Source organism: Streptomyces sp. NPDC050610, assembly GCF_040654875.1.
Classification (GTDB): Bacteria; Actinomycetota; Actinomycetes; order Streptomycetales; family Streptomycetaceae; genus Streptomyces.
The window spans coordinates 72,680-90,675 of record NZ_JBFAIV010000010.1 but is presented as its reverse complement, the minus strand read 5'-3'; the positions used below and the strand labels follow the sequence as shown (position 1 = coordinate 90,675).

The following is a 17,996-nucleotide window of genomic DNA, read 5'->3' as shown; positions in this document are numbered from 1 at the left end:
CTTCTGTTGGGAGTCTTTGTTGGATTGTGATGTTGACGATGGTGTTGACCCGTGGTTCATTATGTTTGGTTATGTTTGGTAGGCCGCGGGCAGCGGCCGACGCGCACGGACAGGGCGAGGAGCAGCCAGGTGAAGAAGACGGCGACCCGACTCGCGGACGGCAGGGAACTCATCTACTACGACGCGCGTGACGACGCGGTCCGCGACGCCGTCGACCAGCGGCCGCTCGACGCGATCTCCACCACCTCCGAGATCCGCCGCGACCGGCTCCTCGGCGACGCCGTCGCCGTCGCCTCCCACCGCCAGGGCCGCACCTACCACCCGCCGGCCGACGACTGCCCGCTCTGCCCCTCCCGCGACGGGCGGCACACCGAGATCCCCGCCGCCGACTACGACGTCGCCGTCTTCGAGAACCGCTTCCCCTCCCTGGCCGGCGACTCCGGCCGCTGCGAGGTCGTCTGCTTCACCTCCGACCACGGCGCGTCCTTCGCCGACCTCACCGAGGAACAGGCCGCCCTCGTCCTCGACGCCTGGACCGACCGCACCGCCGAACTCTCCCAACTCCCCGGCGTAGAGCAGGTCTTCTGCTTCGAGAACCGCGGCGCGGAGATCGGCGTCACCCTCGGTCACCCGCACGGCCAGATCTACGCCTACCCCTTCACCACCCCCCGCACCGAGCGGATGCTCGCCTCCCTCGCCGAACACCGCGAGCGCACCGGCGGCCGCAACCTCTTCGACGACGTCCTCGCCGACGAACGCGCCGACGGCCGCCGCGTCGTCCTGGACGCCGAGCACTGGACCGCCTTCGTCCCGTACGCCGCCCACTGGCCGTACGAGGTCCACCTCTACCCCAAGCGGCGCGTACCCGACCTGCTCGCCCTCGACGACGACGCGCGCACAGAGTTCCCACAGGTCTATCTGGAAGTCTTGCGGCGCTTCGACCGGATCTTCGGCGAGGCGGAGCCGCCCACGCCGTACATCGCGGCCTGGCACCAAGCTCCCCTCACCGCGCCCGCGCGCGGCGACTTCGCCCTCCACCTAGAGCTTTTCACCATCCGCCGCACTTCCGGCAAGCTGAAGTTCCTCGCGGGTTCCGAATCCGGCATGAATGTGTTCATCAACGATGTGCCGCCGGAACGCGCGGCCGAGCGACTGCGGGAGGTAGCGGGTAAGTGAGCAGCAAATACCTGGTCACAGGCGGTGCGGGCTATGTCGGGAGCGTCGTCGCGGCCCATCTGCTGGAGGCCGGGCACCGGGTGACCGTACTCGACGACCTCTCCACCGGACACCGCGAAGGCGTCCCCCAAGGCGCCGAGTTCATTGAGGGCCGCATCCAGGACGCCGCCCGATGGCTGGACGCCTCCTACGACGCGGTCCTGCACTTCGCGGCGTTCTCCCAGGTCGGCGAGTCCGTCACCGACCCCGACAAGTACTGGCGCAACAACGTCGGCGGCACCACGGAACTCCTCGCCGCCATGCGCGACGCGGGCGTCCGGACCCTCGTCTTCTCCTCCACCGCCGCCACCTACGGCGAACCCGCCGCCGTCCCCATCACCGAGGACGCCCCCACCGCCCCCACCAACCCCTACGGCGCCACCAAACTCGCCGTCGACCACATGATCAGCGGCGAATGCGCCGCCCACGGACTCGCCGCCGTCTCCCTGCGCTACTTCAACGTCGCCGGCGCCTACGGAGCCCAGGGCGAACGCCACGACCCCGAATCGCACCTCATCCCCCTCGTACTCCAAGTCGCCCAGGGCAGGCGCGAGTCGATCTCCGTATACGGCGACGACTACCCCACCCCCGACGGCACCTGCGTCCGCGACTACATCCACGTCGCCGACCTCGCCGACGCCCACCTCCTGGCCCTCGACGCGGCCAGGAACGGCGAACACCTCGTGTGCAACCTCGGCAACGGCAACGGCTTCTCCGTCCACGACGTCATCGAGACCGTCCGCGAGGTCACCGGCCACCCCATCCCGCAGCACACCGCCCCGCGGCGCGCGGGCGACCCCGCCGTCCTGGTCGCCTCCGCCGAACGCGCCAAGCAGCGCCTCGGCTGGCGCCCCGCCCGTGCCGCCCTCGAAGACATCGTCGCGGACGCCTGGGACTTCGCCCAGCGGACCGCCCCACAGCAGGAGGAACGAGCGTAGATGAGTGCCGAGCGCGCGGCCGAGGCTTTCGCCGAGGTGTACGGAAAGCGGCCCACCGGCGTCTGGGCCGCCCCCGGCCGGGTCAACCTGATCGGCGAGTACACCGACTTCAACGACGGCTTCGTGATGCCGCTCGCGCTCCCGCACACCACCCACGCGGCCGCCTCCGCCCGCACCGACGGCGTACTGCGCCTGCACTCCGCCGACGGCGGCGGAAAAGTCGTCGAACTGCGCACCGACGACCTCGCACCGGCCCGCACCCGCGGCGGGGACGGCGGCGGCTGGGCCGCCTACCCCGCCGGCGTCGTCTGGGCCCTGCGCGAGGCGGGCCACCCCCTCCCCGGCGCGGACCTGCACTACGAGTCCACCGTGCCGACCGGCGCCGGCCTCTCCTCCTCCGCCGCCCTCGAAGTCGCCACCGCACTCGCCCTGAACGACCTGTACGGACTGGACCTGCCCCCGCAGCGGCTCGCCCGCATCGCCCAGCACGCCGAGAACGACTTCGTCGGCGTCCCCTGCGGAATCATGGACCAGATGGCCGCCGCCTGCTGCGCCGACGGCCACGCCCTGTACCTCGACACCCGCGACCTCTCCCAGCGCCACGTGCCGTTCGATTTGGCGGCCCACGGACTGGCCCTCCTCGTCGTGGACACCCGTGTGAAACACGAACTGGGAGACGGCGCGTACGCCGAGCGGCGCGCCGGCTGCGAGGCGGGCGCGCGGGCGCTCGGCGTACGCGCGCTGCGCGATGTGCCCTACGAGCAACTATCCGAGGCACTCGACCAGTTGGACGACGACAAGGTGCGCCGGTACGTACGCCACGTCGTCACCGAGGACCACCGCGTCGAGCAGGTCATCGCCCTCCTGGACGCCGGGTACGCCCGCGCCGTCGGCCCCGTCCTGAGCGCCGGCCACGCCTCGCTCCGCGACGATCTCCGCGTCTCCTGCGCCGAGTTGGACCAGGTCGTCGAGGCGGCCAACGCGGCGGGCGCGCTCGGCGCCCGGATGACCGGCGGCGGCTTCGGCGGCTCGGCCGTCGTGCTGGTGGCGGAGGACGACGCGGACCCGGTCACGGAGGCGGTGCGCGACGCGTTCGCGGCGGCTGGCCGCCGCGCGCCGCGCGTCTTCCCCGCGGTGCCGAGCGGCGGCGCGCGGCGGATCGTGTGACAGCGCGCCCGCTGTACGGGTGAAGGCTCAACTGGCCCTGACCGAGCACCTTTTGGTCTCGGCTACGGATCAATTCCCGTCGTTCTGTGTCGCAGACCGCCCCAAGACCGAACATTGAACACACCCTGAACACGAGGAGCGGCCAGTTTTGTGAATCGCCTTCCGTTGTCGTACCCCAGCCGTACTCTGAAGCACAGCGTCGGTGGGGGCCGACGCCGATCAGGGGGCGAGACAGGCAGGTACGACGCCCGGGGGCGGGTAGACGTCACAGCACGGCGGCGGCCGTGCGGCAGTGGCGACCCCTGAACCGGGCGCCGTACCCGCACTGGTTTCTCCGCGATCCACCGACATCTGACATGGGGGTGGCTGTGGCACGTATTCGGGTACTGGTGGTCGACGACCACCGCATCTTCGCCGAGTCCCTCGCCGCAGCACTCGCGGCGGAGCAGGACGTGGAGGTCGCGGCCGCGGGCAGCGGACCGGCGGCGCTGCGCTCACTGGAGCGCGCCGCCGCTGAGGGCCGCCGCTTCGACGTACTGCTGGTCGACGCCGACCTCGGCGCCGCGACCAGCGACGTCGCGCGCGTACCGGGCCCCGCGCACCTCCAGGGCCGGGAGGCCGCGGACAGCGCGGTGGACGGCATCTCGCTGGTGGCGGGCGTACGGTCCGGGCAGCCGAGCGTACGGACCGTGGTGCTCGCCGAGCGCGACGACGCGCGCCGGGCGGCGGCGGCGCTCCAGGCCGGGGCCTCCGGCTGGGTCGCCAAGGACTGCTCCCTGTCCCGGCTGCTCGCCGTCATCCGCGGCGTGCTGCGGGACGAGACGCATCTGCCGCCCGCGCTGCTGACGGGCGTGCTGCGGGAGCTGACGGCGGCCCGCAAGCACCGCACGGAGAGCGAGCGGCTCGTCGAGTCGCTGACCCCGCGCGAGCGCGAGGTGCTGCGCTGCATGGTCGCGGGGCTGGGCCGCAAGGCGGTGGCCGAGCGGCTCTACCTCTCGCCGCACACGGTCCGCACGCACATGCAGAACGTGCTGGGCAAGCTCGGCGTGCACTCCACGCTCGCCGCCGTGGCGCTGGCCCGCCGCGCCGGGGTGGGCCCGGTGGACCTAGCCGGGGATATTGTCGAACGGGGCGGTCAGCTGGCGTAGCAGGTCGGCCAGTTCACGGCGCTGCGGCCGGGACAGCTCGACGAGGATCGCGCGCTCCTGCGCGAGCAGCCCGGCGAGCGCCTGGTCGGCGCGGTCGCGCCCCTCGGGGGTGAGCCGGACCAGCACGCCGCGCCGGTCGCTGGGGTCGGGCAGCCGCTCGACGAGGCCCTTCTTGGCGAGCCGGTCGATGCGGTTGGTCATCGTGCCCGAGGTGACCAGCGTCTGGGTCAGCAGCTGCCCGGGCGAGAGCTGGTACGGGGCCCCGGCGCGCCGCAGCGAGGTCAGGACGTCGAACTCCCAGGGCTCCAGCTGATGCTCGGCGAAGGCGATCCTGCGGGCCCGGTCGAGGTGGCGTGCGAGTCTGGAGACGCGGCTCAGCACCTCCAGCGGTTCCACGTCGAGGTCCGGGCGCTCGCGGCGCCATGCTGCGACCAGTCGATCGACCTCGTCCTCCATGGCGATCAGTGTAAAGGGTCTGTCGACATGAAGTCTCTTGACGTCAAGATATATTTGCGGGGATGCTGGGCATCGTTCGCGGGAAGCGCCGTCCCGCTTCGGAAAGTCCGTACCTGCAAGGGGGCTCGAACATGCACCGCGCACCAACCTGGGATCCGCAGCAGTACCTCCGCCACGCAAGCCACCGGACCCGCCCCTTCCACGATCTCCTCGCCCGCATACCCGACCTGCCCGCCGCGGGCCGCCCCGCCCGCATCGCCGACCTCGGCTGCGGCCCCGGCAACGTCACCGCCCTGATCGCCGACCGCTGGCCCGACGCCCACATCACCGGCCTCGACAGCTCCGCCGAAATGCTCGCCGAAGCCGCCTCCCGCGAAGGCCCCACCGCCGGCGGCGGACACCTCGACTTCGCCCCCGCCGACGCCCACGACTGGACCCCCGACGAGCCCTACGACCTGATCGTCTCCAACGCCGCCCTCCAATGGGTGCCCAACCACCCCGACTCCTTCGAGACCTGGGTGGACGCCCTGCACCCCGGCGGCACCCTCGCCTTCCAGGTCCCCGGCAACTTCACCTCGCCCAGCCACGCCATACTCGGCGAACTCTGCGACGCCCCCCAATGGCGCGAACGCCTCGACGGCCACGGCCGCCGCTTCGTCCACATCCTCGACCCCGCCGACTACCTGGAACGGCTCACCGGCCTCGGCTGCGACGTCGACGCCTGGGAGACCAGCTACGTCCAGCTCCTGGCCGGCGCCGACCCCGTACTCGACTGGGTCAAGGGCACCGCGCTGCGGCCCGTACTGACCGCTCTCGAAGGCGACGACGAAGCCACCGAGGAATTCCTCGCCGAATACCGCGACCTGCTCCGCAAGGCCTACCCGACAGGCCCGCACGGCACCGTCTTCCCCTTCCGGCGCATCTTCGTCGTCGCCCGCACCCGGCCCGGGAACCCGAGGTGATCACCGCACTCGACCACATCCAGCTCGCCGCGCCGCCCGGCCGCGAGGACCGGCTCCGCGCGTTCTACGTGGACACCCTGGGCATGACGGAGATCCCCAAACCGCCGGAACTCGCACCGCGCGGCGGATGCTGGTTCGCCTCCGGCGACGCCCAGCTGCACATAGGCGTCGAGACGGACTTCACCCCCGCCCGCAAGGCCCACCCGGGCCTGCGCGTACGGGACATCGAGGCCTACGCCGCCCGCCTCGCGGAACGCGGCGCGCGGATCGTCAGGGACGAGAACCTGCCGGGGCACAAGCGCTTCCACACCGAGGACCCGGTCGGCAACCGGCTGGAATTCCTGGAGCCGCTGGACGGCTGACAGCGAGGATGCGAGGTGGTGACGCCGCGGACGGGTCCGACTCGTCGACCGACACCGTCCACAGGCGGGGGAGGGGCGCGCCGGACAGGGCGCTCCTCCCGGCTCAGGGCGCACCCGCGCCCGTAGAAGACCCGCGGCGGGCCAGGGCTTACCCCCTCGGCCCCGCGCGCTCTCAGGCCCTCCTGTGACCTATCAGGCGCGGCTTCGGCTCCAGGCCGTCCAGACCGTGCCACGCCAGATTCACCAGATGCGCCGCCACCTCGGCCTTCTTCGGCTTGCGCACATCCAGCCACCACTGGCCCGTCAGCGCCACCATGCCCACCAGCGCCTGCGCGTACAGCGGCGCCAGCTTCGCGTCGAAACCGCGCGCCTTGAACTCCAGCCCGAGAATGTCCTCGACCTGCGTGGCGATATCGCTGATCAGCGACGCGAAGGTGCCCGTCGACTGCGCCACCGGCGAATCCCGCACCAGAATGCGGAAACCGTCCGTATACGTCTCGATGTAATCCAGCAGCGCGAACGCCGCCTGCTCCAGCAGCTCACGCGGATGGCCCGCGGTCAGCGCCCCCGTCACCATGTCCAGGAGCTGCCGCATCTCCCGGTCCACCACCACCGCGTACAGCCCCTCCTTGCCGCCGAAGTGCTCGTACACCACCGGCTTGGAGACCCCCGCCTTCGCCGCGATCTCCTCCACCGACGTGCCCTCGAACCCCCGCTCGGCGAAGAGCGTGCGGCCGATGTCCAGCAGCTGCTCGCGCCGCTCCTTGCCGGTCATACGGACGCGGCGGGCGCGGCGGGCCCCCGGCGCGGGGGTCCGGCCTTTGCCATTGCTCGTGCTGCTGTCGATCGCCACGCCTCAATCATGCCGCCTGTGCGGCATTGTCCTTCCCTGATTTACCGCCCGACCCGTCGCCGCCGCCGTCGCCGCCCTCACGGGACGGTTCACCGGCGGCCCCGGCAGCGGCCCCACCGCCCGCGGCCGGCCGGCGCCGCGACGCGATACGGGCCGCGTCCGGCCAGCGCACGTCGTACGCCCACCCCGCCCGCTCGAACCAGCGGATCAGCCGGGCACTGGAATCCAGCTGCCCCCGCAGCACCCCGTGCCGCGCGCTCGTCGGATCCGCGTGATGCAGGTTGTGCCACGACTCACCACAGGAGAGCACCGCCAGCCACCACACATTGCCCGACCGGTCCCGCGACTTGAACGGCCGCTTCCCGACCGCGTGACAGATCGAGTTGATCGACCACGTCACATGGTGCAGCAGCGCCACCCGCACCAGCGAACCCCAGAAGAACGCCGTCGCGGCGCCCTGCCACGACCACGTCACCAGACCGCCGACCAGCGGCGGAATCATCAGCGAGACCACCGTCCACAGCGCGAACTGGCGCGAGATCCGACGGATCGCACCGTCCTTGATCAGATCCGGCGCGTACTTGTGCTGCGGCGTCTGCTCCTCATCGAACATCCAGCCGATATGGGCCCACCACAGCCCCTTCATCAACGCCGGCACCGTCTCACCGAACCGCCACGGCGAATGCGGGTCCCCCTCCGCGTCCGAGAACCGGTGATGCCTGCGGTGATCCGCCACCCAGCGCACCAGCGGCCCCTCGACCGCCAGCGACCCCATCACCGCCAGCACGATCCGCAACGGCCGCTTCGCCTTGAAAGCACCATGCGTGAAATACCGGTGGAAACCGATCGTGATGCCATGGCAGCCGATGTAATACATCGCCACCATCAGCCCCAGATCCAGCCAGGAGACACCCCACCCCCAGGCCAACGGCACCGCGGCGACCAACGCCACAAACGGCACGGTGATGAACAGCAACAGCGCGATCTGCTCGATCGACCGCTTGTCGTCACCACCGAGAGTGGCGGAGGCGGGCGTGGGGTCCTGGGCCTTCGGCGCTTCTTCGATCACGTCGGGGCTTGCAGTCATGGCATCCCTCATGGGGGGTCGACACACGGCTACGGTTCCGTAACCTACGGCTACGTAAGTATGGCAGGGCACGCGTATCGGGCAATAGGGCTGTGGATGACAGCGCGTCGCGGCCACCTATCCTGGGTCGCGGTCGGACAGCGCGGTCCGCAACCTCTCCAGACGTGCTCAGAACACTGCAAGGAGCCGCCCCCGTGAGCAGTGCCGACAACACCCGTACAGCCGCCGACGGCGCCGTCACCGACACGACTGACGACACCGGCACCACCAACGGCGAAGCGACCAACGCCGCCCTGCGCGCCGACATCCGCCGCCTCGGCGACCTCCTCGGCGAAACCCTCGTCCGCCAGGAAGGCCCCGACCTCCTCGACCTCGTCGAACGCGTACGAGCCCTCACCCGCACCGACGGCGAAGCCGCAGCCGACCTCCTCGGCGCCACCGACCTCGCCACCGCCGCCAAGCTCGTACGGGCCTTCTCCACCTACTTCCACCTCGCCAACGTCACCGAACAGGTCCACCGCGGCCGCGAGCTCCGCACCCGCCGCGCCGCCGAAGGATCGATCCTCACCCGCACCGCCGACCAGCTGAAGGACGCCGACCCCGAACACCTCAGGCAGACCGTCCAGAACCTCGGCGTCCGCCCCGTCTTCACCGCACACCCCACCGAAGCGGCCCGCCGCTCCGTACTCAACAAACTCCGCCGCATCGCGGAACTCCTCGACGCCCTCGCCACCGACGACAAGCGCCGCACCGACCTGCGCCTCGCCGAGAACATCGACCTGCTCTGGCAGACCGACGAACTCCGCGTCGTCCGTCCCGAGCCCGCCGACGAAGCCCGCAACGCCATCTACTACCTCGACGAACTCCACACCAACGCCGTCGGCGACGTCCTCGAAGACCTCGCCGCCGAACTCGCCCGCGTCGGCGCCCCCCTCCCCGCCACCACCCGCCCCCTCACCTTCGGCACCTGGATCGGCGGCGACCGCGACGGCAACCCCAACGTCACCCCCCAGGTCACCTGGGACGTCCTGATCCTCCAGCACGAACACGGCATCACCGACGCCCTAGAGGTCATCGACACCCTCCGCGCCGCCCTCTCCAACTCCATCCGCAACTGCGGCGCCACCGAGGAACTCCTCACCTCACTCCAGCACGACCTCGAACGCCTCCCCGAGATCAGCCCCCGCTACAAGCGCCTCAACTCCGAAGAGCCCTACCGCCTCAAGGCCACCTGCATCCGGCAGAAGCTCGTCAACACCCGCGAACGCCTCGCCGCCGGAGCAGCCCACCAGAGCGGCCGCGACTACCTCGGCACCCCCGAGCTCCTCGCCGACCTCCAGCTCCTCCAGGACTCCCTGCGCGCCCACCGCGGCGAACTCATCGCCGACGGCCGGCTGGAGCGCACCATCCGCACGCTCGCCGCCTTCGGCCTCCAGCTCGCCACCATGGACGTACGCGAACACGCCGACGCCCACCACCACGCGCTCGGCCAGCTCTTCGACCGCCTCGGCGAGGAATCCTGGCGCTACGCCGACATGCCCCGGGACTACCGGCGCAAGCTCCTCGCCAAGGAACTCCGCTCCCGCCGCCCCCTCGCCCCCAGCCCCGCACCCCTCGACGCCGCCGGCGCCAAGACCCTCGGCGTCTTCCAGACCGTCCACCAGGCCATGGAAAGCTTCGGACCCGACGTCATCGAGTCCTACATCATCTCCATGTGCCAGGGCTCCGACGACGTCTTCGCCGCCGCCGTACTCGCCCGCGAAGCCGGCCTCCTCGACCTCCACGCCGGCTGGGCCAAGATCGGCATCGTGCCGCTCCTGGAAACCACCGACGAACTCAAGGAAGCCGACCGCATCCTCGACGAGATGCTCGCCGACCCCTCCTACCGACGCCTCGTAGCGCTCCGCGGCGACGTCCAGGAAGTCATGCTCGGCTACTCCGACTCCTCCAAGTTCGGCGGCATCACCACCTCCCAGTGGGAGATCCACCGCGCACAGCGCCGACTGCGCGACGTCGCCCACCGCTACGGCGTACGGCTCCGCCTCTTCCACGGCCGCGGCGGCACCGTCGGCCGCGGCGGCGGCCCCACCCACGACGCGATCCTCGCCCAGCCCTGGGGCACCCTCGAAGGCGAAATCAAGGTCACCGAACAGGGCGAGGTCATCTCCGACAAATACCTCGTCCCCTCACTCGCCCGCGAAAACCTCGAACTCACCGTCGCCGCCACCCTCCAGGCATCCGCCCTGCACACCGCGCCCCGCCAGTCCGACGAGGCGCTCGCCCGCTGGGACGCGGCCATGGACACCGTCTCCGACGCCGCCCACGACTCCTACCGCAAGCTCGTCGAAGACCCCGACCTGCCCGCCTACTTCTTCGCCTCCACCCCCGTCGACCAACTCGCCGAACTCCACCTCGGCTCCCGCCCCTCCCGCCGCCCCGACAGCGGCGCCGGCCTCGACGGACTCCGCGCCATCCCCTGGGTCTTCGGCTGGACCCAGTCCCGCCAGATCGTCCCCGGCTGGTACGGCGTCGGTTCCGGCCTCAAGGCCGCCCGCGAAGCCGGCCTCGACACCGTCATCGACGAAATGCACGAACACTGGCACTTCTTCCAGAACTTCCTGTCCAACGTCGAAATGACCCTCGCCAAGACCGACCTGCGCATCGCCCGGCACTACGTCGACACCCTCGTGCCCGACGACCTCAAGCACGTCTTCGCCACCATCGAAGCCGAACACGAACTCACCGTCCGCGAAGTCCTGCGCATCACCGGCGAACGCGAACTCCTCGACGCCAACCCCGAACTGCGCCAGACCTTCCGCGTCCGCGACGCCTACCTCGACCCGATCTCCTACCTCCAGGTCACCCTCCTGCACCGCCAGCGCGAAGCCGCCGGCCGCGGCGAGGAACCCGACCCCGTACTCGGCCGGGCCCTCCTCCTCACCGTCAACGGCGTCGCCGCCGGCCTCCGCAACACCGGCTGACCCACCCCGCACCCAACACGACGGCGGCCCTTCACCCCGGACAGAGGTGAAGGGCCGCCGCCACGCGCGGGCTCAGGAGTTGTACGTACTCTGCGCCCGCTCCAAACCGTCCACGGCCAGCGACTCGACCGCGTCCGCCGCCCGGTCCACCAAGAAGTCCAGCTCCTTGCGCTCGACCGACGAGAAATCCTTCAACACGAAATCCGCCACCTGCATACGACCCGGCGGACGCCCGATCCCGAACCGCACCCGGTGATAATCCGGCCCCAACGACTTCGTCATCGACTTCAGACCGTTGTGCCCGTTGTCACCGCCGCCCAGCTTCAGCCGCAGCGACCCGTAATCGACGTCCAGCTCGTCATGGACCGCCACGATCCGCTCCACCGGCACCTTGTAGAAATCCCGCAGCGCGGTCACCGGACCGCCCGACAGGTTCATGAAGGACATCGGCTTCGCGACGATCACCCGCCGGTTCGAGGGACCCGGCGCACCGATCCGCCCCTCGACCACCTGCGCCCGCGCCTTGTGCGCCTTGAACTTCGAACGCATCCGGTCCGCGAGCAGGTCGGCGACCATGAAACCCACGTTATGGCGATTGGCCGCGTACTCCGGGCCGGGATTGCCCAGCCCCACGACCAGCCAGGGCCCCACCGCATCCGTCATCTGCATGTCTCCTTGAAGCCACTCAGCCGCCGTCCCGACGCCTGCGGCGCGGAACAGCGGCTGGAGAAGAGGTTACCGATGCGAGGAGCGCCCGGCCCGCAGACCGGAACACCCCCCGGAGGGAACCGCTCAGGCCTCGGCGCCCTCGGCGTCCTCGGCCGACTCCTCGGCGGACTCGGCCTGGGCCGAGACGACCTGGAGCACGACAGCGTCGTCCTCGACGGCCAGCGTGCTGCCGGCCGGCAGGGTGATGTCCTTGGCGAGCACCGAGTGACCGGCGTCCAGACCCGCGATGGAGACGGTGACCGACTCGGGGATGTGAGTGGCCTCGGCCTCGACCGGAAGCGTGTTGAGGATGTGCTCCAGCAGGTTGCTGCCCGGAGCCAGGTCGCCCTCGGTGTGGATCGGGATCTCGACGGTGACCTTCTCGCCCTTCTTCACCGACAGGTAGTCCACGTGGACCAGGAAGCCACGGATGGCCTCACGCTGCACGGCCTTCGGAATGACCAGCTCGCTCTTGCCGTCGACGTCCAGGTTGAGCAGGGCGTTCGGGGTCTTCAGCGCCATCATCAGCGCGTGGCTGTCGATCGCGACGTGCTTCGGGTCACCGCCGTGACCGTAGATGACGCCGGGAACCTTGTCCTCGCGGCGGATGCGGCGGGCAGCGCCCTTGCCGAACTCGGTACGGACCTCGGCGGTGAGCTTGACCTCAGCCATGGTGACTCCTCGTAGTAGACGGATCCTGCGGGCGTCACCCGGCCCACGACAGACCTGCTACGAAGAGCGCGTCGATAACGGACCTCCGCACCTCATGGATGCGGCCTCCCTCGCCGAGCAACTCCATGAGTCTACCCGGCGGGGGAGGCCGCCCAGAAATCGATCAAGCGATCCGGTCAAGCGATCCGGTCAAGCGATCCGATCAGGAGAGCCGACCGCGAGGACCGCTCAGGGGAAAGGACCGCTCCTGCTCAGGAGAGCAGACCAGGCGATGTCACGCCTGCTCCTCGAAGAGGCTCGTCACCGAACCGTCCTCGAACACCTCACGCACGGCCCGCGCGATCGTCGGCGCCATCGACAGCACCGTGATCTTGTCGAGCTCCAGCTCACTCGGCGTCGGCAGGGTGTTGGTGAACACGAACTCGCTCACCTTCGAGTTCTTCAGCCGGTCCGCCGCCGGACCCGACAGCACACCGTGCGTAGCCGTCACGATGACGTCCTCCGCACCGTTCGCGAACAGCGCGTCCGCCGCCGCGCAGATCGTGCCGCCCGTGTCGATCATGTCGTCGACCAGGACGCAGACCCGGCCCTTCACATCACCGACGACCTCGTGCACCGTGACCTGATTGGCCACGTCCTTGTCCCGCCGCTTGTGCACGATCGCCAGCGGCGCGCCCAGCCGGTCGCACCAGCGGTCCGCGACCCGCACCCGGCCGGCGTCCGGGGAGACGATCGTCAGCTTCGAACGGTCGACCTTCGCGCCCACGTAGTCCGCGAGGACCGGCAGCGCGAACAGGTGGTCCACCGGCCCGTCGAAGAAGCCCACGATCTGGTCCGTGTGCAGGTCGACCGTCACGATCCGGTCCGCGCCCGCCGTCTTCAGCAGATCGGCGATCAGCCGCGCCGAGATCGGCTCGCGGCCGCGGTGCTTCTTGTCCTGCCGGGCATAGCCGTAGAACGGCAGAATCACGGTGATGCTCTCGGCGGAGGCCCGCTTCAGCGCATCGACCATGATCAACTGTTCCATGATCCACTTATTGATGGGAGCCGTATGGCTCTGCATCACAAAGCAATCGGCGCCACGCGCCGACTCCTGGAAACGGACGTAGATCTCGCCATTGGCGAAGTCGAATGCCTTGGACGGGACCAGGTGCGCCCCCAGCTGATGAGCGACCTCCTCGGCAAGCTCGGGGTGGGCGCGGCCGGAGAAGAGCATCAGCTTCTTCTCGCCGGTCGTCTTGATCCCGGTCACAGCACGGTCTCCTTGCCAGCTCAAATGGATGGTGGGCACTTTGTGCGCGCCTATCACGGTACGCCCCGCACGGCGCACCCCTTCGCGGTCACTGCTCGCCGTCAGACTCCGGACGAGCCACGGAAGCAGCCTGAGCGGCGGCGCTTCCCGGGCGCTTACGAGCCACCCAACCCTCGATATTCCTTTGCTGGCCGCGCGCGACCGCAAGCGAACCCGGGGGCACATCCTTGGTGATGACCGAGCCCGCCGCCGTGTAAGCGCCGTCCCCGACCGTGACAGGAGCCACAAACATATTGTCCGAACCGGTACGGCAATGAGCCCCGACCGTTGTGTGGTGCTTCGCCTGCCCGTCGTAATTCACAAAGACACTCGCCGCGCCGATATTGGTGAACTCACCGATCGTCGCGTCACCCACATACGAGAGATGCGGCACCTTCGTGCCCTCGCCGATCACGGCATTCTTCATCTCCACATACGTACCGGCCTTCGACTTCACACCCAGCCGCGTACCCGGACGCAGATACGCGTACGGACCCACACTCGCACCCGAACCGATCACCGCACCGTCCGAGACCGTGTTCGTCACCACCGCGCCCGCACCCACCGACGTGTCCTTCAGCCGAGAATTCGGCCCCACCTCGCAACCGGCGGCCAACCGCGTCGAACCCAGCAACTGCGTACCCGGATGCACCAGAGCGTCCGGCTCGAACGCCACCGACACATCCACCCACGTCGTCGCCGGATCCACGACCGTCACACCGCTCAGCATTGCCTCGTGCAACAGCCGCTCATTGAGCAGCCGACGCGCCTCGGCCAGCTGCACCCGGTTGTTGATCCCCAGAATCTCCCGGTGATCACCACCCACGGCCGCACCCACCCGGTGACCCGCCTCCCGCAGGATGCCGAGCACATCCGTGAGGTACTCCTCACCCTGGCTGTTGTCCGTACGGACCTTGCCGAGCGCGTCCGTCAGCAACTGCGCGTCGAAGGCGAAGACACCGGAGTTGATCTCCTTGATCGCGCGCTGCGCCTCCGTGGCGTCCTTGTGCTCGACGATCGCGGTCACGGCGCCGTTCGCGCCGTCGCGCACGATCCGCCCGTACCCGGTCGAGTCCGGGACCTCGGCCGAGAGCACGGTGACGGCGTTGCGGTCGGCGGCGTGGACCTCGGTGAGCTGCCGCAGCGTCGCGCCGGTCAGCAGCGGGGTGTCGCCGCAGACGACGACGACCGTGCCGTCGAGCGCGACGCCGCCGTCGCTCAGCGTCTCCAGCCCGATGCGCACGGCGTGACCCGTGCCGTTCTGCTCGTGCTGCACGGCGGTGTGGACGGCGGGATCGATCTCGGCGAGATGCGCGGAGACCTCCTCGCGGGCATGCCCGACCACCACGACGAGGTGCTCGGGATCAAGCTCACGGGAGGCTGCGACGACATGTCCGACGAGAGAGCGTCCGCAGATCGCGTGCAGGACCTTGGGGGTAGCCGACTTCATGCGGGTGCCCTCACCCGCTGCGAGGACGACGACGGCTGCCGGGCGGTTGGCGCTCACGGGTGTGCCCTTCGGCTTCGGGTGGTGGACAACCGAAGGATACCGGTGCGTAAGTGGCCTGAAACGAGGAAGGGTCCTGACCTGGGGGTCAGGACCCGAACTCAGCTTGCTCCCCTGCCAGGACTCGAACCTGGAACAAATCATCCAAAGTGACCCGTGTTGCCTATTACACCACAGGGGATGGCAAGCCACCTTAAAACGGACAAACCGTCAAGCGGCTGGCTTGGCTCCCAACACTATGCCGTACCACCAGCCTTCGATGCGACGGTAAAGGTCGGCGCCCTGTCGTACGCGGACCACCAGGCAGCCTCGGTAGGTCTCGCCCACGTTCTTTCGCACGGTCTTGGGGTTGTGCTTCTTCAACGTGGTTTTGCCGAACATGGTGGCGTCGCCTCCCGTCAGATCGGCCCAGAACCGCTCGGCCCCCTCGACATCGGCGGACTCGTGAATCATGACGTAGAACCGGAGGCGCTGCCGGTCGACGCCGAGCAGGGCGAGCCATGAGAGGTAGACCTCGATCATGTTCGGGTCGCTGTTGACGAACGTGACCTGCTCGTCACGCCGGTACGGCTTGCTCTTGGTCCCCTCGGACCAGTAGAGCCCCACTCCGATCAGGAACAATTCGCGGTCGCTCAGCTCGCCGATCTCGCGCGTGGCCTCCAGCTTGGTCTCCTGTCGCGCTGCCTCCCGTCGCGCCAGCGTCGCCTCCCACCCGCGGCGGGCGATGGCCGATGCCTCCTCCTTCGTGCGCGGGGGCGGCTTCGGGAGGTCTCGGACCCAGAGGGAGATGGAGCTCTTCGAGCAGCCCAGTTCGAGCTGGATCTGGTCGTAGGTCAGGCCCTGTGTCCGCAGTTCGCGGGCTGTCGCGCGTAGGTCGTCCTTGGCGTTCGGGCGCTTGGTCCACTCCGGTGGGGGTTCGCCTTCCAGGAGGCGGTTGAGGAGGTCGTTGTTGTTGACCTTGAGGCGGTCGCGTATCCGCCGGCGGCTGAAGCCCTCCTTGCGGAGGGTGAGGGCCTGTTCTCGCAGTTCGTCGAAGGAGGCCGAGCCGTCTCGCAGGCCGCCCACTCCGTCGCCTTCCCGGCGTCGTACGTCAGTCATGGCGGCAGCCTCGCCGTTCGTGCGGGCAAAGGGGGGCGAAAATGTGGTCGATTCAATAGTTCGGATGAAGATGGTGCATTTCGTGCGCGTTCGAGTCTGCCGCGTGCTGCCGCAGGCAACGGATAACCCGTGGCGTCCCCCTTTACGCTGGAAGGCATGACCGCAACGGGGGAAGCCGCAGGAATGGGCGTGCGAGGTGCGCCGACGGGGCCGTGGTGGTGGGCGCGGCGTCGGAGTCTGGTGCTGGATGTCTGCTTGGCGCTGGCCTCGGTGCTGGAGTGCGTGGCGGAGGGGGCCCGCTTTTCGCATGAGGCGTCGCTGCCGTTGGCGTTCGGCGTGCTGGTGGGGGTGCTGGCCGGGTCGGTGATGCTGCTGCGCAGGCGGTGGCCGGCGGCGGCGGTGCTGGTGTCGATCGCTGTGACGCCGGCGCAGATGGGTTTTCTGTTGGGCGTGGTGGCGCTGTACACGCTCGCGGCGTCCGATGTGCCGCGCCGGATCATCGCGGTGCTGGCGGGGATGTCCGTGGTGGGGTCGCTGATCGTGGTGTTCGTGCGGTTCGACCGGGATATGGCGCAGGACGGCTATACGCCGGGTACGTGGCTCATTGTGGCGCTGTCGGTGCTGGTGGCGCTGGGGTTGACGGCGCCGCCGGTGTTGCTGGGGATGTATGTCGGGGCGCGGCGGCGGTTGGTGGAGAGTCTGCGGGAGCGGGCGGATGGTCTGGAGCGGGAGTTGTCGCTGCTGGCCGATCGTGCGGAGGAGCGGGCGGAGTGGGCGCGGAGCGAGGAGCGGACGCGGATCGCGCGTGAGATGCACGATGTGGTGGCGCATCGGGTGTCGTTGATGGTGGTGCATGCGGCGGCGTTGCAGGCGGTCGCGGTGAAGGATCCGGAGAAGGCGTCGAAGAACGCGGCTCTGGTGGGGGATATGGGGCGGCAGGCGCTGACCGAGTTGCGGGAGATGCTCGGGGTGCTGCGGAGGACGCCTGAGGGGCAGGTGGCGGAGAAGCCGTCGGCTGCCGGGCCGACGCGGTTGGCGGCGGCGGTCGCGGTGGCTTCGGGGGGTCCGGTGGAGGCGGAGGCGTCGGCCGGGGCTGTGGCGGGTGTGACGTTGGTTACGGCTGAGGGTGCGGACGGTCCGGGCCTGGCCGATCTGGAGGTTCTGGTCGGGCAGTCGCGGGCGGCGGGGATGGTCGTGGAGCTGCTGGCCGAGGGGGCGGAGCGGCCGTATGCGGGGCCGGTGGAGCAGACCGCGTACCGGGTCGTTCAGGAGGCGCTGACCAATGTGCACAAGCACGCGCCGGGGGCGAAGACTCGGGTGCGGCTGGCGCATCGGGAGGCGGAGGTCGCGTTGCAGGTGGAGAACGGGCCGTCGGACGGTGCGGATGTGCGGCTGCCGAGTGGGGGCAATGGGCTGGTCGGCATGCGGGAGCGGGTGTCGGCGCTGGGCGGGGTGTTCGTGTCGGGGCCGACGGACGCGGGTGGTTTCCGGGTGTCCGCGGTGATTCCGGACGCTGCGCCGTGAGTGTGGGGCGTGCGCGTACGGGCGGGT

At 69.7% G+C, this 17,996-nt stretch carries 16 protein-coding genes and 1 tRNA gene; 8 read left to right on the top strand and 9 right to left on the bottom strand.

Translation table 11 applies throughout. The features are described from left to right. Positions 1-129: 129 nt before the first annotated feature. The 4 genes from galT to AB0I22_RS15155 all read left to right on the top strand — a co-directional run bounded on the left by galT (position 130) and on the right by AB0I22_RS15155 (position 4,468). Positions 130-1,176: a galactose-1-phosphate uridylyltransferase gene (gene galT, locus AB0I22_RS15170; protein WP_363131202.1), complete on the top strand. Its 1,047-nt coding sequence runs from the start codon at positions 130-132 to the stop codon at positions 1,174-1,176. Further along, positions 1,173-2,153 carry a UDP-glucose 4-epimerase GalE gene (gene galE, locus AB0I22_RS15165; protein ID WP_363131201.1) on the top strand — a complete coding sequence of 327 codons (981 nt, stop codon included), beginning with the start codon at positions 1,173-1,175 and terminating at the stop codon, positions 2,151-2,153. Before galT ends, galE begins: the two co-directional genes overlap by 4 nt. Next, positions 2,154-3,320: a galactokinase gene (galK, locus tag AB0I22_RS15160; protein ID WP_363131200.1), complete on the top strand. Its 1,167-nt coding sequence runs from the start codon at positions 2,154-2,156 to the stop codon at positions 3,318-3,320. Between the two features lie 368 nt (positions 3,321-3,688). Beyond that, positions 3,689-4,468 (top strand): response regulator transcription factor, encoded by a 780-nt coding sequence (locus AB0I22_RS15155; RefSeq protein WP_363131199.1) that lies wholly within the window; start codon positions 3,689-3,691, stop codon positions 4,466-4,468. Here the strand turns inward: AB0I22_RS15155 and AB0I22_RS15150 are convergent. Further along, a complete protein-coding gene (locus AB0I22_RS15150; protein ID WP_363131198.1) occupies positions 4,427-4,924 on the bottom strand; it encodes a MarR family transcriptional regulator in 498 nt (165 codons plus the stop codon). The two genes, AB0I22_RS15155 and AB0I22_RS15150, sit on opposite strands and share 42 nt — an antisense overlap. 131 nt (positions 4,925-5,055) lie before the next feature. On the opposite strand from AB0I22_RS15150, the gene AB0I22_RS15145 reads away from it, so the two are divergent. Continuing rightward, a complete protein-coding gene (locus AB0I22_RS15145) occupies positions 5,056-5,886 on the top strand; it encodes a trans-aconitate 2-methyltransferase (protein ID WP_363131197.1) in 831 nt (276 codons plus the stop codon). Continuing rightward, a complete protein-coding gene (locus AB0I22_RS15140; RefSeq protein ID WP_363131196.1) occupies positions 5,883-6,248 on the top strand; it encodes a VOC family protein in 366 nt (121 codons plus the stop codon). Before AB0I22_RS15145 ends, AB0I22_RS15140 begins: the two co-directional genes overlap by 4 nt. Before the next feature lie 172 nt (positions 6,249-6,420). On the opposite strand, the gene AB0I22_RS15135 is transcribed toward AB0I22_RS15140, so the two are convergent. After that, the gene (locus tag AB0I22_RS15135; RefSeq protein ID WP_363131195.1) at positions 6,421-7,101 is read right to left on the bottom strand and encodes a TetR/AcrR family transcriptional regulator; all 681 of its coding nucleotides are present in this window, start codon (positions 7,099-7,101) and stop codon (positions 6,421-6,423) included. A gap of 7 nt (positions 7,102-7,108) precedes the next feature. Continuing rightward, on the bottom strand, positions 7,109-8,188 hold the full coding sequence (locus AB0I22_RS15130) for a fatty acid desaturase (RefSeq protein ID WP_363131194.1): 1,080 nt from the start codon (positions 8,186-8,188) through the stop codon (positions 7,109-7,111). A gap of 293 nt (positions 8,189-8,481) precedes the next feature. Here AB0I22_RS15130 and ppc point away from each other — a divergent pair, with 293 nt between their 5' ends. Beyond that, entirely contained in the window at positions 8,482-11,169 is a 2,688-nt protein-coding gene (ppc, locus tag AB0I22_RS15125; protein WP_363131321.1) for a phosphoenolpyruvate carboxylase, read from the top strand. 72 nt (positions 11,170-11,241) lie between these two features. Here the strand turns inward: ppc and pth are convergent, their stop codons facing one another. From pth to AB0I22_RS15095, 6 genes are all read right to left on the bottom strand, one after another. Then, on the bottom strand, positions 11,242-11,832 hold the full coding sequence (gene pth, locus AB0I22_RS15120; protein WP_363131320.1) for an aminoacyl-tRNA hydrolase: 591 nt from the start codon (positions 11,830-11,832) through the stop codon (positions 11,242-11,244). 129 nt (positions 11,833-11,961) lie between these two features. Next, positions 11,962-12,549 (bottom strand): 50S ribosomal protein L25/general stress protein Ctc, encoded by a 588-nt coding sequence (locus AB0I22_RS15115; protein ID WP_363131193.1) that lies wholly within the window; start codon positions 12,547-12,549, stop codon positions 11,962-11,964. A 274-nt stretch (positions 12,550-12,823) separates the two neighbouring features. After that, entirely contained in the window at positions 12,824-13,801 is a 978-nt protein-coding gene (locus tag AB0I22_RS15110) for a ribose-phosphate diphosphokinase (protein ID WP_363131192.1), read from the bottom strand. A gap of 88 nt (positions 13,802-13,889) precedes the next feature. Next, positions 13,890-15,347, bottom strand: a complete 1,458-nt coding sequence (gene glmU, locus AB0I22_RS15105; RefSeq protein ID WP_363131191.1) for a bifunctional UDP-N-acetylglucosamine diphosphorylase/glucosamine-1-phosphate N-acetyltransferase GlmU — start codon at positions 15,345-15,347, stop codon at positions 13,890-13,892. Positions 15,348-15,456: 109 nt separating this feature from the next. Further along, a tRNA-Gln gene (locus AB0I22_RS15100) sits at positions 15,457-15,528 on the bottom strand. A gap of 29 nt (positions 15,529-15,557) precedes the next feature. Continuing rightward, positions 15,558-16,445, bottom strand: coding sequence for a hypothetical protein (locus AB0I22_RS15095; RefSeq protein WP_363131190.1), 888 nt, complete (start codon positions 16,443-16,445; stop codon positions 15,558-15,560). 156 nt (positions 16,446-16,601) lie between these two features. Between AB0I22_RS15095 and AB0I22_RS15090 the strand changes: the two genes are divergently transcribed. After that, positions 16,602-17,969, top strand: a complete 1,368-nt coding sequence (locus AB0I22_RS15090; protein WP_363131189.1) for a histidine kinase — start codon at positions 16,602-16,604, stop codon at positions 17,967-17,969. Positions 17,970-17,996: the final 27 nt, after the last annotated feature.